The organism is bacterium (assembly GCA_035308905.1).
Lineage (GTDB): Bacteria > Sysuimicrobiota > Sysuimicrobiia > Sysuimicrobiales > Segetimicrobiaceae > DASSJF01.
Window position 1 is genome coordinate 135375 of the sequence record DATGFS010000032.1, and the last position, 19094, is coordinate 154468.

Annotated in this window: 19 protein-coding genes; 13 read left to right on the forward strand and 6 right to left on the reverse strand. The window is 70.4% G+C overall.

Translation table 11 applies throughout. The features are described 5' to 3' along the window. Nucleotides 1-19: 19 nt before the first annotated feature. Together VKT83_10680 and VKT83_10685 are read right to left on the reverse strand one after the other, a co-directional pair. Nucleotides 20-448 (reverse strand): cupin domain-containing protein, encoded by a 429-nt coding sequence (locus VKT83_10680; GenBank protein HLY22920.1) that lies wholly within the window; start codon nucleotides 446-448, stop codon nucleotides 20-22. A gap of 20 nt (nucleotides 449-468) precedes the next feature. Continuing rightward, entirely contained in the window at nucleotides 469-1029 is a 561-nt protein-coding gene (locus VKT83_10685) for a molybdenum cofactor guanylyltransferase (protein ID HLY22921.1), read from the reverse strand. 155 nt (nucleotides 1030-1184) lie between these two features. Here VKT83_10685 and VKT83_10690 point away from each other — a divergent pair, with 155 nt between their 5' ends. Together VKT83_10690 and VKT83_10695 are read left to right on the forward strand one after the other, a co-directional pair. Beyond that, nucleotides 1185-1502: a hypothetical protein gene (locus VKT83_10690; protein ID HLY22922.1), complete on the forward strand. Its 318-nt coding sequence runs from the start codon at nucleotides 1185-1187 to the stop codon at nucleotides 1500-1502. A 1-nt stretch (nucleotide 1503) separates the two neighbouring features. Next, nucleotides 1504-1920: a hypothetical protein gene (locus VKT83_10695; protein ID HLY22923.1), complete on the forward strand. Its 417-nt coding sequence runs from the start codon at nucleotides 1504-1506 to the stop codon at nucleotides 1918-1920. A 5-nt stretch (nucleotides 1921-1925) separates the two neighbouring features. On the opposite strand, the gene VKT83_10700 is transcribed toward VKT83_10695, so the two are convergent. Next, entirely contained in the window at nucleotides 1926-2981 is a 1056-nt protein-coding gene (locus VKT83_10700) for a M42 family metallopeptidase (GenBank protein ID HLY22924.1), read from the reverse strand. Nucleotides 2982-3145: 164 nt separating this feature from the next. Here VKT83_10700 and VKT83_10705 point away from each other — a divergent pair, with 164 nt between their 5' ends. The 7 genes from VKT83_10705 (at nucleotide 3146) to VKT83_10735 (ending at nucleotide 10787) form a co-directional block, all read left to right on the forward strand. Continuing rightward, nucleotides 3146-4492 carry a M20/M25/M40 family metallo-hydrolase gene (locus VKT83_10705; GenBank protein HLY22925.1) on the forward strand — a complete coding sequence of 449 codons (1347 nt, stop codon included), beginning with the start codon at nucleotides 3146-3148 and terminating at the stop codon, nucleotides 4490-4492. Between the two features lie 175 nt (nucleotides 4493-4667). Then, complete coding sequence (locus VKT83_10710; GenBank protein ID HLY22926.1) at nucleotides 4668-5138, forward strand: peroxiredoxin; 471 nt, start codon at nucleotides 4668-4670, stop codon at nucleotides 5136-5138. A 43-nt stretch (nucleotides 5139-5181) separates the two neighbouring features. Next, a complete protein-coding gene (locus tag VKT83_10715; protein HLY22927.1) occupies nucleotides 5182-6507 on the forward strand; it encodes a pitrilysin family protein in 1326 nt (441 codons plus the stop codon). Next, nucleotides 6507-7790 carry a pitrilysin family protein gene (locus VKT83_10720; protein ID HLY22928.1) on the forward strand — a complete coding sequence of 428 codons (1284 nt, stop codon included), beginning with the start codon at nucleotides 6507-6509 and terminating at the stop codon, nucleotides 7788-7790. The genes VKT83_10715 and VKT83_10720 overlap by 1 nt, the downstream gene beginning before the upstream one ends. A gap of 33 nt (nucleotides 7791-7823) precedes the next feature. Beyond that, nucleotides 7824-8816, forward strand: coding sequence for a TIGR03557 family F420-dependent LLM class oxidoreductase (locus tag VKT83_10725; GenBank protein HLY22929.1), 993 nt, complete (start codon nucleotides 7824-7826; stop codon nucleotides 8814-8816). Nucleotides 8817-8829: 13 nt separating this feature from the next. Beyond that, nucleotides 8830-9594, forward strand: coding sequence for a coenzyme F420-0:L-glutamate ligase (gene cofE, locus VKT83_10730; GenBank protein ID HLY22930.1), 765 nt, complete (start codon nucleotides 8830-8832; stop codon nucleotides 9592-9594). A 176-nt stretch (nucleotides 9595-9770) separates the two neighbouring features. Next, the gene (locus VKT83_10735; protein ID HLY22931.1) at nucleotides 9771-10787 is read left to right on the forward strand and encodes a plastocyanin/azurin family copper-binding protein; all 1017 of its coding nucleotides are present in this window, start codon (nucleotides 9771-9773) and stop codon (nucleotides 10785-10787) included. Nucleotides 10788-10835: 48 nt separating this feature from the next. On the opposite strand, the gene VKT83_10740 is transcribed toward VKT83_10735, so the two are convergent. The 3 genes from VKT83_10740 to VKT83_10750 are packed head-to-tail and all read right to left on the reverse strand — an operon-like array spanning nucleotide 10836 to nucleotide 14370. Beyond that, nucleotides 10836-11750 (reverse strand): ABC transporter permease, encoded by a 915-nt coding sequence (locus VKT83_10740; protein ID HLY22932.1) that lies wholly within the window; start codon nucleotides 11748-11750, stop codon nucleotides 10836-10838. Nucleotides 11751-11752: 2 nt separating this feature from the next. Next, nucleotides 11753-12700, reverse strand: a complete 948-nt coding sequence (locus VKT83_10745; protein ID HLY22933.1) for an ABC transporter permease — start codon at nucleotides 12698-12700, stop codon at nucleotides 11753-11755. A gap of 47 nt (nucleotides 12701-12747) precedes the next feature. Next, complete coding sequence (locus VKT83_10750) at nucleotides 12748-14370, reverse strand: ABC transporter substrate-binding protein (protein ID HLY22934.1); 1623 nt, start codon at nucleotides 14368-14370, stop codon at nucleotides 12748-12750. Nucleotides 14371-14542: 172 nt separating this feature from the next. Here VKT83_10750 and VKT83_10755 point away from each other — a divergent pair, with 172 nt between their 5' ends. The 4 genes from VKT83_10755 to VKT83_10770 are packed head-to-tail and all read left to right on the forward strand — an operon-like array spanning nucleotide 14543 to nucleotide 19027. Beyond that, nucleotides 14543-15847 (forward strand): ABC transporter substrate-binding protein, encoded by a 1305-nt coding sequence (locus VKT83_10755; GenBank protein HLY22935.1) that lies wholly within the window; start codon nucleotides 14543-14545, stop codon nucleotides 15845-15847. Nucleotides 15848-15868: 21 nt separating this feature from the next. Beyond that, nucleotides 15869-16612, forward strand: coding sequence for an MBL fold metallo-hydrolase (locus tag VKT83_10760; GenBank protein HLY22936.1), 744 nt, complete (start codon nucleotides 15869-15871; stop codon nucleotides 16610-16612). Between the two features lie 13 nt (nucleotides 16613-16625). After that, nucleotides 16626-16982 carry a DUF2171 domain-containing protein gene (locus tag VKT83_10765; protein ID HLY22937.1) on the forward strand — a complete coding sequence of 119 codons (357 nt, stop codon included), beginning with the start codon at nucleotides 16626-16628 and terminating at the stop codon, nucleotides 16980-16982. Beyond that, nucleotides 16982-19027 (forward strand): molybdopterin-dependent oxidoreductase, encoded by a 2046-nt coding sequence (locus VKT83_10770; GenBank protein ID HLY22938.1) that lies wholly within the window; start codon nucleotides 16982-16984, stop codon nucleotides 19025-19027. The genes VKT83_10765 and VKT83_10770 overlap by 1 nt, the downstream gene beginning before the upstream one ends. The last annotated feature ends 67 nt before the right edge of the window (nucleotides 19028-19094 follow it).

A 19094-nucleotide genomic window follows, 5' to 3' on the forward strand; every position in this document is an offset into this window, starting at 1 on the left:
TCGCGGGTGCCGCGAGCGGCTAGGGAATCAGCGGGTCCAAATCCGGAAGGAGCACAATGCCCTCCTGATCGTTCGCGGCCGTGTGGGCGACGAGCGCCGTCGCGGGCGCGCCGGCCCGGTTCATCACGAGGTGCGGGACATCCGCCGGGATGTAGACGTAATCACCCGCCGCCGCGTCCACGTGGTGCTCGAGCCGGGACCCGAAGAACATCTCCGCGCGGCCGTCGATCACGTAGGCTGCCGTCTCGATCCCGCGGTGAAGATGCGTCTTCGCCCGGGCGCCCGGGGGCAGGACGAGCACCGTCATACAGATGGCGCGCGAGCCAACCGTCTCGCCGGTGAGCCCGCGCATGTACGTCAGGCCCTGCCGTCCCCGGTACGCGTCGCCCGACCGGACCACACGGCATTCGCGGTCGCTCGGATGCGTCGTCCGATCTCGATCCACCATCGCCAACTCCTTCTCCACGTTTAGGACGTATGCTGCCCGAGTTCCCGGCCCGGCGCCATTCGCGCAAGCGCCGCGCGGTAATCGTCCGGCGTATTCAAATTCAGGAGCGACTGAAGGTTCGGATCGAACCGCCGCAGCTCATCGGCGTCCACGACGCGGGTGCGTACGTCACGCAGCACGTCCGCGTTGCGGCCGCCCGCCGCGAGCACCCGCGTAATGGGCTCGAGGCAGGCCGGCGTGTAGACCGCGTGCAGCGGTTCGTAGTCCCGCACGCGCGGGATTACAATGTCCGCCGACCGGGCAAGATCGCCCATGTGCCGGATGAGGGCGGGGCACAGAAACGGCATGTCGCAGCCGCAGACGAAGGCCGGACCGCCGGCGTGCCGGACCGCCGTGTAGATGCCGACGAGGGACCGCCGTTCCGGCAGGGCGTCAGGCACGGTCCGCAGGCCGAGCGCTTTGTAGGGCTCGGGATTGTTCGCGACGATGAAGATATCCGCGCAGGCCTCGCGCAGCCGCGCCGCCACCCGTTCGACGAGCGTCGTCCCCCCAAACGGCAGGAAGGCTTTGTCGCGCCCCATGCGCCGGCTTTCGCCGCCGCCGAGAATGGCCCCGATCACGGCACGAGTATAGCATCGAAGCCCGATCGCCCAGGGTTCCCCCGGCCGGAGAGGGAAAGTGGTGGCGGAATCTTCGGTGCGCGCGGGGGCGCTTCCGGTGAAGCGGAGGGGTGCCGATGGAAGAGCTGCAGGCTCGCCAAGTGCTGAAAGAGTTTGGGGTCCAGGTTACCCAGTTCATGGGCCGGCGCCGTGAACTGCGGGAGCAGGCGGCGTCCGCGATCGATGGAGAAGACCGTGCCTCCGTCGCGGCCGTCCTCGCCGCCCTGGTGAGCGAGACCTCCGAGATGCATCGGCGGTGGCTCGAGGTCACCAACCTTGTGCTCGAGCAGGAGCGGCAGGCGTACAGCGAGATGGCCCACCTCCTCGAGCAGGCCGGGCAAGCCGGTCAAGGCGATCTGCCGGGCGTCCCGCCGCCGCCGGAGCGGCCCACCTAGGATGGCGACCATCCCGCGGCGGCGCGGTGCGGCGGTGCATCCGGCCGTAGCGCCGCTTTCTCTTGTCCTCGTCCTTCCGGCGGCGGGTTTCTTCGCGGCCGCGGCCCTGCGTCTGCTGCAGCCGGTGCAGCACATGCCGGCCGCCGCCGCCGAGGTTTACTTCCACTTCTTCGCGCGGATGCCGCGCGACGCCAAACTGGGTGTGCTCGTAGCTGCGCCGGCGCTGAGCCTCGTCCTTGCCGTCGTGGATCAGCGCCTGCGGTGGCGCCGCGACCCCGCCTGGCGGTCAGCGGTGGTCGGCCTGGCGGCCGCGTGCCGTCCGGTGATTGTCCGTCCCTTCGCCGTCATGAGCGCGCTCGCGCTGCTCGCCGCCGCGATCTGGTTCGCCTTCATCGTCGTGCACGCGATCGCCGGGTAGGGCCGCTACTCGAACAGCCGCGGCACCTCGCGGACGAACGCGGTCACGAGACGCACGGTCGCGTCGAAGTCGCTGAGCCGGAGCATGCTGAGCGGCGAGTGGATGTACCGGCACGGCACCGAGACCGAGCCGGCGAGCACGCCGGCGCCGCTCGTGTGGATGGCGCCGGCGTCCGTCCCGCCGTAGGGCGGCCGCTTGTGCTGGTACGGAATGTCGTTGGCCTCTGCCACCCGCTCGAGCGCGTGCACGAGCTGCGGGCGCACGATCATTGAACGGTCCGCGATGGTGATCACCGTGCCGCCGCCGAGCCGCGTGACCCGCTTCGGGCCGGGCACCCCCGGCAGGTCCGAGGCCACCGTCCCCTCGATCGCGAGGGCCACGTCGGGCTCGATCTGATACGCCGCGGTCCGCGCGCCGCGGAGGCCGGTCTCCTCGCCGATGGTGAAGGCGCACACCAGGGTCCCGTCGACGGGCGTCCCCGCCAGCGCTTCGAGCGTCTTGATCAGGACGGCGCAGCCGGCCCGGTCGTCGAGCGCCTTCCCCATGATCAGCCCGTCGGGCAGGTGCTCGCACGGATAGGCGATCGTCGCCGGATCGCCGACACGCACCCCGCGCTGCGCCACGTCGTCCGCCGACTGCGCGCCGATATCCACGTACAGGGCCTCGAGCGGCACCGGGCGTTCGCGCTCCTCCGCGCTGAGAATATGCGGGGGCAGGGTACCCACGACGCCGCGCACGAGCGCCCCGTCGCGCGTGCGGATTGTCACGGCGTGCGCGAGCAAGAGGCGCACGTCCCAGCCGCCGACGGTCGTGAATCGCAGGAAGCCTTCCGGCTCGACGTAGGTGATGATGAATCCGATCTCGTCCATGTGCGCGTCCAGCATCAGCGTCCGGCCGGGTCCGGCGCCGCGGCGGGTGACAAGGAGATTGCCGAGAACGTCGGTGCGCACGTCGTCGGCCCAGGGGGCGACGAGCGCCTCGATCATCCGCCGGACGTCGTCCTCGAAGCCGGACACGCCGAACGCGTTGGACAGCGAGCCGATCAGGCTGTGGGTCTCCATGAACCCGAAAATTTCCGCTCCGCGGGGACACCTCCTGCGGCGGGCCCAGGGAACGCGGTCGCGCGCGCGAAAGAATTCAGTCTCCCACCGCTCGGAGAAGCAGGGGTCGCGAAGCGGCCGGCGGTCCTGCGCCGGACAGGGGGAAGGAGCCCGCCGTGGACGCGATGACCGCGCAGGTCGACCGGGTGTTCCCGCAGGCGATCGAGGACCTCCGCCGGCTGGTTCGGATCCCGTCGGTGGCCGCCCAGCGGCAGGGGATCCCGGAAGGGGCCCAGGCGGTGCGCGCTCTGTTCGAGGCCGAGGGCGGCCGGGTGACGCTGCTCGCAGACGGCGGCGCGAATCCCGTCGTCGTCGCCGAGTTCGAGGGACGGTCGGCGCGGACGCTGCTCTTTTACGACCACTACGACGTGCAGCCCGCGGAGCCGCTCGACGAATGGACCGTGGCCCCGTTCGACGTGACACGGCGCGACGGCCTGATCCTCGGCCGCGGCGTCTCGGACAACAAAGGCGATCTGATGACGCGCATCGCCGCGCTCCGTCTGCTCAAAGCGGCCCACGGCGGCCTGCCGTGCCGGGTGAAGTTCGTCGTGGAGGGCGAGGAGGAAGTCTCGAGCGTGCACTTCGGCGCGATCACGCGCGCGCACACGGATCTCCTGCGCGCCGACGCGTGCATCTGGGAGTACGGCGAGCGGGACGCCGAGGAGCGGATGCACATCGTCTGCGGCATGAAGGGCATCTGCTACGTGCAGCTGGAGGCGCGCACCGCGTCCGTCGACCTGCACTCGTCCTACGGCGCGGTGATCGAAGGCGCGGCGACCCGCCTCGCCTGGGCGCTGGCCACCTTCAAGGACCGGAGCGGCCGGGTGCTGATCCCGGGCCATTACGACCGCGTCCGGCGGCCGACCGCGGAGGAAGACGCCGCAGCCGCGGAGATTCCGCACGACGTCGTCGACGACATGCGCGAGCGCGTGAAGGTCGGGGAGTTGATCGGCGGCGTTCGCGGCGGGGCGGCCGTGCGGCAGCTCCTGTTCGCGCCGACGTGCACGATCTGCGGCATCTGGGGCGGCTATATGCTCGAGGGCTCGAAGACGGTGCTGCCGTGCGTCGCGCACGCCAAGGTCGATTTCCGGCTGGTGCCCGATCAGGATCCGCACGAGGTCGCGCGCAACGTGCGGCGCCATCTCGACGCGCAGGGGTTCCGCGACATCGAGGTCACCGTCCTGGGCGCCGAGTACCCGTGGCGGACCACGTTGAGCGATCCGTTTGTCGGGCTGGTGCGCGACGTGGTGAAGGAGGCGACGGGCCGCGCCACGGTGCTCTACCCGACCTCCGCCGGGACGGGGCCGATGCACGATCTCGGGCCGGTGCTCAACATCCCGCTCGTCAGCACGGGCGGCGGCTACTGGGGCAGCCGGGCGCACGCGCCGGACGAGAACGTGCGCGAGAGCGACTTCCGGGAGACGATCGCGCTGATGGCGCGGCTGCTCGAGCGGTTCGCGGCCGCCGGGTAACGCTGTAATTACATGGTTGCCCGCCGCGGAGCCGGCGGGCGGGAATCGCGCGCCGGCCGCGGCCGTTCGCGACAATAGCCGCCTCGCGTGGATCGCGGACAGCGTCCGCGAGGTGATGCAATAACAGCCGGCCGGCAATCATGAAATCGAAGACCTTGTTCACAGGAGGCGGGGCATGACACTCGAAGTCGGGCAGCAGGCGCCGGAAGCCGTTCTCGTGAACGGCGAACGCAAGGCGGTCAAGGTGAGCGAACTGCGCGGCAAGACGACGGTGTTCGCGTTCTTTCCGGCGGCGTTCACCGGCACGTGCACCAAGGAGATGTGCCGGTTCCGCGACGACCTGAGCCGGTTCAACTCGCTGAACGCGCAGGTCTACGGGGTCAGCGCCGACACGCCGTTCGTGCTCAACGAGTTCGCGAAGGCCAACAACCTGACGTTTCCGCTGTTGAGCGATTTCAATCACCAGGCGATGAAGGCCTTCGGGGTGTACGATCCGGCGTTTGTGGGCCTGCTCGACGGCATCGCGAAGCGGTCCGTGTTTGTGATGGACAAGAACGGGAAGGTCGTGTACACGTGGTTGAGCGACAAGGCGGGACAGGAGCCCCCCTACGAGGACGTGGAGGCCGCGGTCGAAAAGGCCGGCTGATGCGGACGGCGGGGACCGGATGGGTCCCGGGAAGAATCCGGACATGACGCCGACGGTTCGCACCACGCTGTCGAACGGACTCCTCGTCTTGCTGCGCGAGGTCCACACGGCGCCGGTGGCCACGTTCTGGGCGTGGTACCGTGTCGGCAGCCGCAACGAGGTGCCGGGGATCACCGGCATCTCGCACTGGGTCGAGCACATGCTCTTCAAGGGGACCCCGACCCTCGGCAAGGGCGAGCTGTCGCGGCTCATCAACCGCCACGGCGGCACGTGGAACGGGTTTACCTGGAAGGACTTCACCGCGTATTTCGAGACCCTGCCCGCCGAGCACATCGGCCTCGGCATCCGCATCGAATCGGACCGCATGGTCAACACGCTGTTCGATCCCGGCGAGGTCGAGAGCGAGCGTACCGTCATCATCTCGGAGCGCGAGGGCGCTGAAAACAGCCCGGATTTCGCGCTTTACGAAGAAGTCGAGAGCGCGGCATACCGCGTCCACCCGTACCGGCACGCGGTGATCGGCTACAAGAGCGATCTGCGCGCGATCACCCGCGAGGACCTGGTGCGGCACTACCGGACGTACTACACGCCGCGCAACGCCATCGTGGTCGCGGTCGGCGATTTCGACGCCCCGGCGCTGCTGGAGCAGATCCGCGCGGCGTTCGAACCGATTCCTTCGGGCCCGCCGGTGCCGCCGATCCGCGGCGTCGAGCCGCCCCAGGAAGGCGAGCGGCGCGTCACCCTCAAGCGTCCCGGCGGCGCGGTGCCGGTCGCGCAGCTCGTTTTTCACGCGCCCCCGGTCGCGCACCCGGATTTTTTCCCTCTGCTCATCGCCGACGGCGTCTTGTCGGGGTTCAAAGGACCGGGGGTGTTCGGCGGCGACGGCCTCGGCGCGCGCAGCAGCCGGCTGTACCGCGCGCTCGTCGAGACCCAGCTGGCCGTGGAGGCCGGCAGCGCGTACCGGCCGTCGTTGGATCCGGGGTTGCTCGAGATCGGGCTGACCCTCCGGCCGGACGTTCGTCCGGAGCGGGCGGAGTCGGCGCTGCTGGCCGAGCTCGCCCGGCTCGCCGAGGAGCCGATCGATGCCGCGGAGCTCGAGAAGGTTCGCAAGCAGGCCCGCGCGCAGTGGGTGTACTCCGCGGACGGCGTCACCCAGCAGGCGGTGCTGCTCGGGAGCACCGAGGTTGTCGCGGGCGGATGGTTCCTCGAGGAGTTCGAGCAGCGCCTCGCCGCCGTGACGCCCCGGGCGGTGCAGGAGGCGGCCGCGCGGGTCTTCGACGAGCGCAACCGCACGGTCGGCTGGTATCTGCCGGTGGAGTCGCCGCAGCCCGCGGCCGCCCAACCCGCCGCCGCCCGCGGTGACGATTGATGGCCGAGGCAGGCGTCCGCGCCGTTCCCATTACGCCGGAGACGGTGACGCGGCGGCAGCTTCCGAACGGCGCCGTCGTGCTGGTGCGGGAGAGCCACGCTCATCCCGCCCTCACGGTCCGCGGATATCTGCCGGCCGGCGTGCGGGTGGACCCGCCGGGGCGGGACGGCTTGGCGGTGCTGGCGGCGTCGATGCTTACGCGCGGCACCGCCCGGCACACCTCTCAGGAACTCGCCCTCGAGCTGGATTCCATGGGCGCGAGCGTCGGCGTGTCCGCGGACATCGAGGGCGCCGGCTTTTCGGCGCGCTGCCTCGCGGAAGACGCGGAGCGGGTGCTGGAGCTTCTGACCGAGGTGCTGCTGCGGCCGACGTTCCCGCCGGAAGAAGTCGAGAAGCAGCGGGGGAAGATCATCACGGCGATCCGCGAGTCCCGGCTCGACACGCGCGCGGCGGCGGACAAGGCGTTTCGGGCGGCCGCGTTTCCCCACGGGCATCCGCACCACCGTCCCGCCGAGGGCGAAGAGGAGACCGTCGCCGCGGTGACGCGCGACGATCTCGCGGCGTTTCACCGGCAGCGGTACCGGCCGGACGGCCTCGTCGTGACCGTGGTCGGCGACGCCGCTGCGGAGTGGGTGGTCGATCGCCTCGCGCGCGCGTTCGAGGGATGGGGGCCCGCGGCCGCGCCCGCGCCGCCGCCCGTTCCGGCGGCGGGTCCGGCGCCGTCGGTGCAGCGCCGACGGGTCGAGATCCCCGGCAAGACGCAGGCCGACGTCGTGCTCGGCGTCCCGGGGTTCCCGCGGACGAGTCCGGACTACTACGCCGGCATGATGGCGGATCTCATTCTCGGCCGCCTGGGCTTGATGGGCCGGCTCGGCGCGCGCGTGCGCGACGAGGAAGGTCTCGCCTACTACGTCTACAGCCAGGCGCAGGGCGGCTTTTTCGGCGGACCGTGGGCCGTGCGCGCGGGGGTCAATCCGGCCAACGTCGCGCGCGCGATCGAGGGCATCCTCCGTGAGATCGAGGGTTTCCATCGCGAACCCGCGCGCGGCGACGAACTGCGCGACGCGCGCGATTACCTCACGGGGTCGCTCGCGCTGCGCCTCGAGACCGACGGGGGAATCGCCCAGGCCCTGCTGGAGTTGGAGCTGTTTGATCTGGGGCTCGACTATCTGCCGCGGTTCCCGGCGCTCATCAACGGAGTGACGCCGGAGCAGATGGGGGAGGTGGCGCGCCGGTATCTCCGGCTCGACGGCTACACGGTCGCCACGGCGGTCCCGGCATAACGCCGGCAGGCGGCGTGGCATGAGGGGGATGTGATGCCAGAGTTCGCGTACTTCTGCGGCACCGAGCAGTTCCAGCCCGAGACGCTGCTCGAGCACGCGGCGCAGGCCGAGGCGGCGGGGTTCGACGCGCTCGCGGTTTCCGATCACTTTCATCCTTGGGTCGACGACGCGTCCGCCGCAGCGTTCGTGTGGGGCTGGCTCGGCGCGGCCGCCGCGCGCACGAAGCGGGTGCGTCTCGCGACCCAGGTTACGTGTCCGCTGTTTCGCTATCATCCGGCGCTGGTGGCGCAGGCGGCGGCCACGACGGACCGGCTGTCCGGCGGACGCTTCGCGCTCGGCGTCGGCAGCGGCGAGGGCATCAACGAGCGGCCGCTCGGGTGGGAGTTTCCCGGGCCGAAGGAGCGGCGCGGGCGCATGGCCGAGGCGGTGACGATCATGCGCCGTCTCCTGGACGGCGACAAGCTCGACTTCGCCGGCGAGTTTTACCAGACGCACAAGGCGCGGCTGTACAGCCCGCCGCTTCACCGCGTGCCGATCTGGATGTCGGCCGGGGCGCCGCTGGCCGCGAAACTGGCGGGACGGGTCGCCGACGGTCTGATCGTCAGCGTGAAGGTCCCGGCGGAGGCGCGGGAGCAGGTGATCGATCCGTGCCTCGACGCCGCGCGCGAAGCCGGGCGGCCCAGACCGACGCTCGTCGCGCAGCGGTGGTCGATCCTCGCCCCCGACGAAGACGAGGCCTGGCAGGCGCTCGCGGCGTGGCGCGGGCTGCGCGTCGAGGGCCGGCTCGAGGAAGTGGATCCGGCCGTGCTGCGCGAGCGGGCCGACGGCATGGATCGGCGCGAGATCATCGGCAAGTACGCGTGGGCCCGCACGGCGGAAGAGCTGGTGGAAGTGTACCGCCCGCTCGTCGAGACGGGCGCCGACATCGTCACCATCCAGGTGACGTCCGTCGACCAGAGCGCGACCATCAGGCGCGTCGGCGAGGACGTGCTGCCGGCGCTGCGGCGTCTCGCGTCGCGGGCGTGACCGCGGGCCGTTGATGGCCCAGGTGACGCTGATCGCCGTGCCGGGGTTCCCCGAGGTGGGGCCCGGCACGGACCTGCCGGCGCTGATCGTCCGCACCCTGCGGTGCGCCGATCTCGCGCCGGCGGCCGGCGACGCGCTCGTCGTCGCGCAGAAGATCGTCAGCAAGGCGGAAGGCAGCGTCGTCGATCTCACCGCGGTGCACCCGGGACCGGAGGCGGTCCGGATCGCGGCGACGATCGACAAGGATCCGCGGCTCGTCGAAGTGGTGCTGCGGGAATCCACGCGCGTGGTGCGCGCGCAGCACGGCGTGCTGATCACCGAGCACCGCCTCGGCTTCATTTCGGCGAACGCCGGCGTCGACCACAGCAACGTCGGGCTGGGCCCGGACGTCGTCAGCCTTCTCCCGCGCGACCCCGACGGCTCGGCGCGCGCCATTCGGGACGCCCTGCGCGCCGCGTTCGACGTCCCGGTCGCCGTCCTGATCAACGACAGTCACGGCCGGCCGCATCGTGAAGGCGCGGTCGGCGTCTGCATCGGCGCCGCGGGCCTCGACCCCGTGGTGAGCCTGGTCGGCCGGCCCGACCTCTACGGATACACGCTGCGGACCTCGAGCGAGGCCGTCGCCGACGAGCTGGCCGGCGCGGCCACCCTCGTGCAGGGGCAGTGCGCGGAGGCCATCCCGGTCGTCCTCATCCGGGGCCTCGCGCTCGCCGAGAGCGCGGACGGCGGCGGGGCCGCGGGCCTTCTGCGCGATCCGTCACGCGACCTGTTCCGCTGACGCCGGAGAAATTTCGGGTCGAGCGTTGATCGACCGGGCCCGGAACACCCGGGGAATTTCCCCCGCAACGGCAGGATCGAACTTGGCGCGCGCGAATCGTTCGGCGTCGCGGCGGCCGGCCGGCCGCCGGACACGGATCAGCGGCCGGGTTCCCGCCGCAGTCGAGGGGGGATGACATGCACCGGATGTTTCACCGTCTCTTGACCGTAGGTCTCATCTGCGCGCTCGCGGTCGGGTTCACGTCGCTGCCGGGGCGCGCGCAGTCTGGCGGCACGACGTGGAAGGTCCGCGTGGGCGCCGACACGCCGGATCACGCGCTCCAGGGCCAGGATTTCTATCCGCGCACCATCACCGTCAACGTGGGCGACACGATCACGTGGACCAAGAACGTCGTGATCGAGCACACGGTGACGTTCTTGTCGGGGGCGCAGCCCCCGGCGCTGTTTCAGCCGCAGCCGGACAAGCGCCTGCTCTTCAACCCCCTGGCGGCGTTTCCGCAGGGCGGCCCTTCGTACGACGGCACGGGCATGGCGAGCTCCGGCGTGATCGAGGCGGCGGGCAAGACCTACACCCTCACGTTCACCAAGCCCGGCAGGTACGCGTACACGTGCCTGTTGCATCCGGGGATGCAGGGGAGCGTGCTGGTGCAGGCGGTGGGGAAGGCGCCGCTGACCCAGGCCCAGATCGACAAGGCGGCCGCGGCGCAGTGGGATGCCTCGCTCGCGGCCGGCAAGCGGCTGGTCTCAACCTGGAAGACATCGCCGGCCGCGTCGTCGTCGGGCACGGTCTACACCGCGCCCATGGTGGGGGACCAGCAGGCGCACATCTCACTGCTCCGGTTCACGCCCGGGCCGCTGCGGGTCAAGGCCGGCAGCACGGTGCGGTGGGTGATGAAGGACGGCTTTGAGATTCACACGGTCACGTTCCAGGGCGCCGGCGAGGTGCCGCAGTTCCTGCTGCTCGAGCAGCAGGCGCAGGGTCCGCCGAAGATCTTCCTCAACCCGAAGGTTGGCCCTCCAGCGGGCGGGCCGGAGGTCACCGCGAACACGTACCATAATTCGGGGATTCTTTTCCCGATGTCCCCGCCGGGGCCGACGGAGTACTCGCTCAAGTTCTCCAAGCCCGGGACCTACACGTACTGGTGCGTGGTCCATGTGCCGGAGGGCATGCGCGGCACAGTCATCGTGCAGTAGCCGCCCGATCGCACGTCGAGAGCGGGGCCGGGACCTCGTCCCGGCCCCTTACGTTTGGTACGGACTCAGCGTGTCCCGCAGCGCGTCCCCGATGAAATTGAAGGCCAGCACCGTCAAGAGAATGGCGATCCCCGGCCACAGCGCAAGCAGGGGGGAAGCGAAGATGTAGTTCTGGGCGTGGCTCAACATATTGCCCCAGGACGCGGTCGGCGGCTGAACGCCGACGCCGAGGTAGCTCAACGCCGACTCGACGAGGATCGCCTGCCCGACCCCGAGGGTCGAGGCGACCAGCATCGACGGCGTGGCCTGCGGCAGTAGGTGGCGGGCGACGATGCGCCACTCTCCCGCGCCGAGCCCGCGCGCCGCGGTCACGTACTCGAGATGGCGGGTGCGCAGCACTTCGCTGCGTACGACCCGCGCCGCCGGCATCCAGCTCGACACCCCGATGGCGAGCACGATGTTGACGACCGTCGCGCCGAGCGCGGCCAGGGCCGTGAGCAGCAGAAAGAACACCGGCACGGCGAGCATCGCGTCCGTGACGCGCATGGCGACGGCGTCCACCGCGCCTCCCCATGCCCCCGCGACCGCGCCGACGGCCGTGCCGATCGCGACCGACACGAGCATCGCGACGATGCCGATCGCGAGCGAGATGCGCGCTCCGTACAGCAGCCGGGTCCATTCGTCCCGGCCGTTCGGATCGGTCCCGAGCCAGTGACGGGCCGACGGCGGCAGCAGCACGTCGCCGATCACGATCCGGTCCGGACCGTAGGGGGTGACGGCGGGCGCGAGCGCCGCGGCGCCGACGATCAGCACCAGGTACACGAGCGACGCGAGCGCAAGCGGATTCCGGCGCAGGCGCCGGAAGCGATCCCGCCCGCGCGCCGCCGGCGCGGCGGCCTCGCGGCTACCGGGGACCAGGGCTTCGGCGGCTGAGCCTACGGCGTGGCCAGGACGCGCGCTCACGGCTACGAGATCGTGACGCGCGGGTCGAGAACGAGGTAGCTGAGGTCCGTGAGAAAGTTCGTGACCACCACGACGATCGAGACCATCAGCGTGATGCCCATGATCACGGGGTAATCGCGCTGCAGCGCCGAGTCGACCGCCAGCTGGCCCATGCCCGGCCAGGCGAACACGCTCTCCGTGATCGCGACCCCGCCGACGAGGCGGGGGATGGACAGCGCGACGACCGTGACGATCGGAATCAGCGCGTTGCGGAGGCCGTGATGGTAGACGACGGCGCGCTCCGCGACCCCCTTCGCGCGCGCGGTCCGGAGGAAATCCGCCGTGAGCACCTCGAGCATGCTCGACCGGGTGTAGCGCACGATCTGCGCCAGGTTGGCGGTGGCCAGGACCGCGGCCGGCAGGACGAGATGCGCCAGCCGGTCGCCGGGGGACGGCGCCGCGCCCAGCGTGTATGCGCCGGACGACGGCAGGACGCGCCAGTGCACCGCGAAGAGCACGATCAGCATGAGCCCGAACCAGAACACCGGCACGGACATGCCGAAGAACGCCACGCCGGTCGACAGATGGTCGACCAGCGAGTCGCGGCGCAGCGCGGAGACGACCCCCAGCAGGACCCCGATGCCCACCGACAGCGCGAGGCCCGTGACCACGAGTTCGAGGGTCGCGGGCAGGCGGTCCGCGAGCAGACGGGTGACCGGAAGCCCCTGGCCGTAGGACGTCCCCAACCGGCCGCGCAGCACGTTGCCGAGCCAGCGGCCGTACTGAACGCCGAGGGGCTGATCGAGACCGAGCGCGCGGGCCGCTTCCTTGATCTGCTCGCCCGACATCTCGGGGGCCAGCAGGATCCCCGGCCCGCCCGGCGCGGCGTGGATCAGCGCGAAGGTGAGCATGCTCACGAGCACGAGCAGCACGAGCGACTGCGCGGCCCGGGAGACGAGATAGCGCTGCATCCGCCGGGTGCCCTATTCCAGGGCGAGGACGCCGAGCGCGCGCGCCCCTACGACGGCGCGATCCACACGCGGTTCAGATAGAGGAGCGCGTCGCGGTAGTCGGTGCGCGCCCACCCGCGGACCCGCTTGCTGAGCGCCTGGATCTCCCGCGGGTGATAGATGAAGTTCACCGGCTGCTCTTCCGCGATCATCTTGTACAGGCGGTCGTAGATCGCACGGCGCTTGTCCGCGTCGAACGTCGACAGGCCCTGCTGGAACAGCCGGTCGACGTCGGCATTGGAGTAGCCCCACTCGTTGGTCGAGCCGCCGGTCTGCCAGTACGAGTGCTGGTCCGGCGTCGCCGGCGTGACGTAGTAGAACGCGACGGCCACGAAGTTGTGCTCGACGCGCTCGCGCGTCATGTAGTTGTTGAACTCCAGCGTCTCGAGGCGTGCGTCGACGCCGACGTCGCGCAGGTTCTGCTGGACGATCAGCGCCGTCTGCTCGCGCTCCGGCTGGCCCTGATCCGTGAAGAACGGGAACGCGAACCGCTGGCCGTCCTTGACCAGCACCCCGTCCGGCCCGGCTTTGAACCCGGCCTCCCCGAGCATCTTGCGCGCGCGGTCGGGATCGTAGTCGAAGACGGGCGCGCCGTGCGGATACCAGCCCTTCAGCGCCGGCGGGATCGGGCCGTTGCTGCGGTCGGCCTTGCCGTGCGTAACCTGCTGGATGATGCCTTTGCTGTTGATCGCGTGCGCGAACGCCTGGCGCACCGCCCGGTCGTGGAACCACTTTCCGAAGCGCGGGTCGTTGTAGTTGTAACCGAAGAAGCGGAAGTCCATCAGCCCGCGCTCGATCAGGTACAGGTTCGGCGCGTTCGCGAGCGCCGGCAACTGCGCCACGGTCGGGAACGCGACGTCCAGCTCGCCGGTCTTGACCTGCACGATCGTGGAGTTGAGGTCCCGGACGATCTTGAAGATCACCGAGTCGAGGTACGGACGGCCCTCGTGATAGCGGTCGTTCGCGACGACGGTGAAGTGGTCGCCGGTGACGTGCTCGCCGAATTTGAACGGGCCCGTGCCGACCGGATTCCGGATGAACGCCTCGGGAAACTTGGCCCGGTTGAAGTCCTGCCCGGCGAGGAGATGCCGGGGCAGCATGAACGTGAGGTAGCAGAGGAGCTCGACGAGAGACGAGTAGGGCTGCTTCGTGGCGAGCTTGATCGTCGTCGGGTTCACGACCTCGATGCCGGTGACCGGCTCGAGGTTCCCGCGCAGGATGCTGTTGACCTTCGGGTCCGCGTACATCTGGAGCGTCCACTTGACGTCGTCGGCGGTGAACGGCCGGCCGTCGTGCCACCGCACGCCGTCTTTCAAGTGGAAGGTCCAGGTCAGCCCGTCCTTCGACGTCTCCCAGCGCTCGGCGAGATCGGGCTGCGGGCTCCAGTCGACCGGGCTGTACCGGACCAGGCCGTTGAAGAGCGACTTGTTGACCATGAGGTTCTGGATCAGGCCGATCGGCGGCCACGGCACCACGTTGGCCGTGACAGGGATCTTGAACGCGCCGCCGCGCCGCGGTTCTTCAGCCGCCGCGCCGGCAGGACCGATCAGCCGGGCGGCCGGCCCGGCGCCGAGCGTCGTTCCGGCGACCGCCAGCCCCGACGCCCCGGTGAGGAACCGGCGTCGTGTCACTCGATGGCCGCGCCTCGCCATGCCGCGCCCCCCCCGGATGCATTTTCGGCGTCCTCTTGCAGGGAGCGCCGGGGGATTCCTGCACCGCACGACATGTCGAAAGGAGAAGGGTTTCACTGACCTGAACATGAGGCCGGGGTCGCGACTCGCTGTACGGGAGGGACACATCGAGATGAAGCGCTGTGGCATTGTCGTGCTTGCGTTGGCCCTGACCGCCGCCCTCGCCGCCCCGTTGACCGCGCCGCGACCCGCGGGCGCCGCGCTCGAACTGAAGTTCTACTACCCGGTCGGCGTATCGGGACCCCTCGCCAAAGTGATGGACGGGATGGTTTCCGACTTCAACGGGATCCATCCCGGCATCCACGTGACGCCGATCTTTTCCGGCGGATACTACGAGACCATGACGAAGACCCAGACCGCGGTGATGGCCGGCGCTCCGCCCGACGTGGCGGTGCTGCTCTCCACGGATCTGTTCACGCTCCTCGACCTCAACGCGATCATCCCGCTCGACGCGTTCATCGGGCAGTCGGGCGGCGATCAGTTCCGAAGCGACTTCTTCGGCGCGTTCTGGCTGAACTCGCGGACCGCGACCACCACCTATTCGATTCCGTTTCAGCGCAGCACGATCGTCCTCTACTATAACCAGGACGCTTTCCAGCGGGCCGGGCTCGATCCCACGAAGCCCCCGAAGAACTGGACCGAGCTGGAGCAAGATGCCCAGAAGCTGACGCTGCACGACGCCGGCGGCGCGGTGACGCAGTGGGGCGTCGGGATCCCGACATCCGGCTTCACCTACTGGCTCTTTCAGGGGTTTGCGGCCGAAGCCGGTCAGGCCCGCATCGCGACTCCGGACGGCACCCAAACGTACTTCGACACGCCGCAGACGGCCCGCGCGCTGCAGTTCTGGCTGCACCTCGCGGATCTCCGGGTCGAACCCCGCGGCATTCTGACGTGGGAGACGCTGCCGACGGAGTTCGTCGCCGGCCGGTACGCGATGATCTACCATTCCACGGGCAGTTTGACGTACATCCGAAGCAACGCCTCGTTCAAGTTCGGGACGGCGTTCATGCCGGCGGACAAGCAGTACGGCACGCCGACGGGCGGCGGCAACTTCTACATTTTCCGAGGCATCCCCGCGGAGCGCCAGCGGGCGGCGTGGGAGTTCGTCCAGTGGATGACCGCTCCCCAGCAGGCGGCGCGCTGGAGCGAAGCCTCCGGGTACGTCGCGGTGCGGAAGTCGGCGTTCAATATCAGGCTGTACAAAGACTACACCGACAAGTTTCCGCAAGCGCTGACCGCCCGGGACCAACTGCAGTACGCGCAGGCCGAGCTGTCCACGCACAACGGCGGCGAGATCCAGAACATGTACTCCAACGACCTGCAGGCCGCGCTGACCGGGCGCAAGACCCCTCAGGCCGCGCTGCGCGACGCGCAGCAGCAGGCCGACCGGCTGCTCAGCCAGTACCGGAAGCGGTAGCGGGCCGGGGTCCCGCCCGCGATGCCCGTCCAGTTGCGTGTGCTCGGGTGCGGCGACGCGTTCGGCAGCGGCGGGCGCTTTCAGACCTGTTTTCTCGTCTCCGCGGATGCGACGCGCTTTCTCGTCGACTGCGGCGCCACCGCGGTGATCGCGATGCACCGCTGGAAGGTCGACCGGGCGGCGATCGATCTCGTCCTCTTGAGCCACCTGCACGGCGACCACATGGCGGGACTGCCGTTCTTGCTGCTGGACGCGCACTTCAACGTGCGGCGGACCCGGCCGCTCCTCGTGGCCGGGCCGCCCGGGACGCGCGCGCGGCTGCCTCAGATGATGGAGGTGCTCTTCCCCGGCTCGTCCGCGATGGCGCTGCGCTTCCCCCTCGAAGTGACCGAGTACGCCCTCGAGGCGCCGAACCGGATCGCCGGGCTCGTCGTAACGCCGTACGAGGTCGTTCATCCGTGCGGCGCGCCGCCCGCGGCGCTTCGGATCGAGTGCGGCGGCCGCACGATCGCCTATTCCGGCGACACGCAGTGGGCGCCCGGGCTGGTGCGGGCCGCCGACGGAGCCGACCTGCTGCTGCTCGAGTGCAACGCGTACGACCGGCGGCTTCCGAACCATCTCGACCTCGGGACGCTGCTCGAGCACAAAGACGAGCTGCGCAGCCGGCGGATTGTCTTGACCCACATGGGCGAGGAGATGCTGGCGCACCGCGACCGTTCGCCGTGGGAGAGCGCGGAGGACGGAATGACGCTGACGGTCGAGTAGCGAACCAGTCCTTATGGCGGACAATCGCGATCGGCCCCGGCCCGGCGACGACACCGACGGCGTGTCGTGGCGGATGATCGCCGCCGGAATGCCGGTCGTCGCCTCCGACGGCACGCAGGTGGGGCGGGTGACGCACGCGCTGGGCGACCCGGACCAAGACATCTTCGACGGCGTCGGATTCCGGCATCATCTGTGGTCGTCGCCGCGGATGGCGCCGGCGGGGGTGGTCGCGCGGATCACGGAATCGGCGGTCCACCTGAGCATCACCGCGGCGCAGGCGGAGCAGTGTCCGGCCTACGAGGAAGAGCACGTCTTCAAGATCGGCAACACCGGGTTCTTCCGTCACCGGGAGGGTTGGCGGGCCGGGTGATGCGGACGACGATTCGCACCATGTGTCCGATGAACTGCCACCCCACGCTGTGCGGGATGCTCGTGGACGTGGAGAACGGACGCGTCACGGGCGTGCGCGGCGATCCCGACAATCCGGACAGCCGCGGCTTTCTCTGTGTCCGCGGGCAGGCGTCGCAGGAGATCATCGGCAACCCGCGGCGGCTTCTGGCGCCGATGGTCCGGGACCGGCGCTCGGCGGACGCCTGGCGGCAGACGACGTGGGACGAGGCGCTCGGCCGCATCGCCGCGCGGATGCGCGAGGCGGGCCGCGAGGCGGTCGCGCTGTGGCAGGGCCACGGCAACAACGCCAACAGCTACGGCGTCCGGACCGGCGGGCAGCTGCTGCGCCGGTTTGCGAACCTCTACGGTTGCCAGTGGTGGAACTCGACCATGATCTGCTGGGGCCTCGGGGCGTTTGGGATCGCGCTCACCGGGCCCATCGAGACCAGCACGAAGGAAGACATGGGCGCGCACGCGGGGCTCATCGTGCTCTGGGGCGCGAATCTGGCGAGCCAGCCCAACACCGCCCGCCATCTCGCCGCGGCGCGCCGGCGCGGCGCCGGCATCGTCACGATCGACGTGCGGCGGACCGAGGCGGCGGCGCAGTCCGACGAGGTCCTGCTGATCCGACCGGGCACCGACGCGGCGCTCGCGCTCGGCCTGATGCACGTGATCGTCGGCGAGGGGCTCTACGACCGCGAGTTCGTCGCGCGGCACACCACGGGCTTCGACGAGCTCGCCGCGCATGTCCGGGCGCACCCGCCGGCCTGGGCCGAGCGGGAGACGGGGGTGGCCGCGGACCGGATCGTCGCCCTGGCCCGCCGCTACGCGTTCGTGCGGCCGGCGATGATCGTGATCGGCGGGAGCTCGATGCACAAGGGCGTGAACGGCTGGCAGGGGGGCCGCGCCGTCGCGTGCCTGCCGGCGCTCACCGGCAACCTCGGCCGGCCGGGCGCGGGGTTCGGGCCGCGGCACGGGAGCTCCGCGCACGGCCAGGCGCTCGCGAGCATCGCGGCCGTGGACCGGCGGCCGCCGGGCCGCTACATTCCGAACCAGATGCCGCGCATTACCGAAGCACTCGTCGCCGGGCGCATCCAGGTGCTGTGCCTGTTCGGCACCGACATGCTCTCGTCGTTCGCGGATGCGGCGGAGGTGGCCCGCGGGCTCGACCGCGCCGGGCTCGTCGTCTGCCACGATCTGTTCATGAACGACACCGCCCGCCGGTTCGCCGACATCGTGCTGCCCGCGACGGCGTGGCTCGAGGACGTCGGCTGCAAGAGCACCAACACGCACCTCTACCTGATGCCGAAGGTCCTCGAACCGCCGGGGGAGGCGCGGCCGCTCACGCGGGTCCTCCGAGACCTCGCGGCGCAAGTCGGGGTCGCGGAGTTCTTCCCGTGGGAGACGGACGAGGGGCCGATCGACGCGATCCTCCACCACCCGTCGACCGGACACGCCTCCGTGGCGGCGCTGCGCGCCGAAGGGGGCATCCGCGCGCTGCGCATTTCGCACGTGGCGCATCCGGATCTCGTCTTTCCCACGCCGTCGGGCAAGGTCGAGTTTGTCTCGACGCGGGCGGCGTCGCTGGGCCTGCCGTCCCTTCCCGTGTATACGCCGCTGCCCTCGTCGGGCCGTTATCCGCTGGCGTTCCGGCAGGGCCGGACGCTTACGCAGTTCCACGGGTTCTACGATCACGGCCGCGCGCTGCCGACGCTCGCCCGGCTCGACCCCGAACCCAGACTGTGGCTCTCGCCCGCCGACGCCGCCGCGCGCGGGCTCGCGGACGGTACCTTGATCCGCATCTTCAACGAGCGCGGCGAGTTTCGGGCGCGCGCGCAGGTCACCGGCGACGTGCCCGCCGCCACGGTGTGGATGCGCGACGGCTGGACGGGGCTGAACGACCTCACGTCCGGCGGCGCGTCGATCCCGGACGAGGCCGTCGACGTCTTCGAGTTTTCGGCGGGCCAGTCGGCCTTCGACGCGATGGTCGAGGTGGAGCCGGCCGGCTCTGGGGCGGACGGATGATCGACCGCGCGGACGTGGTGGTGATCGGGTCGGGCGGCCTCGGCGCCGCGACGGCGTTCTATCTCGC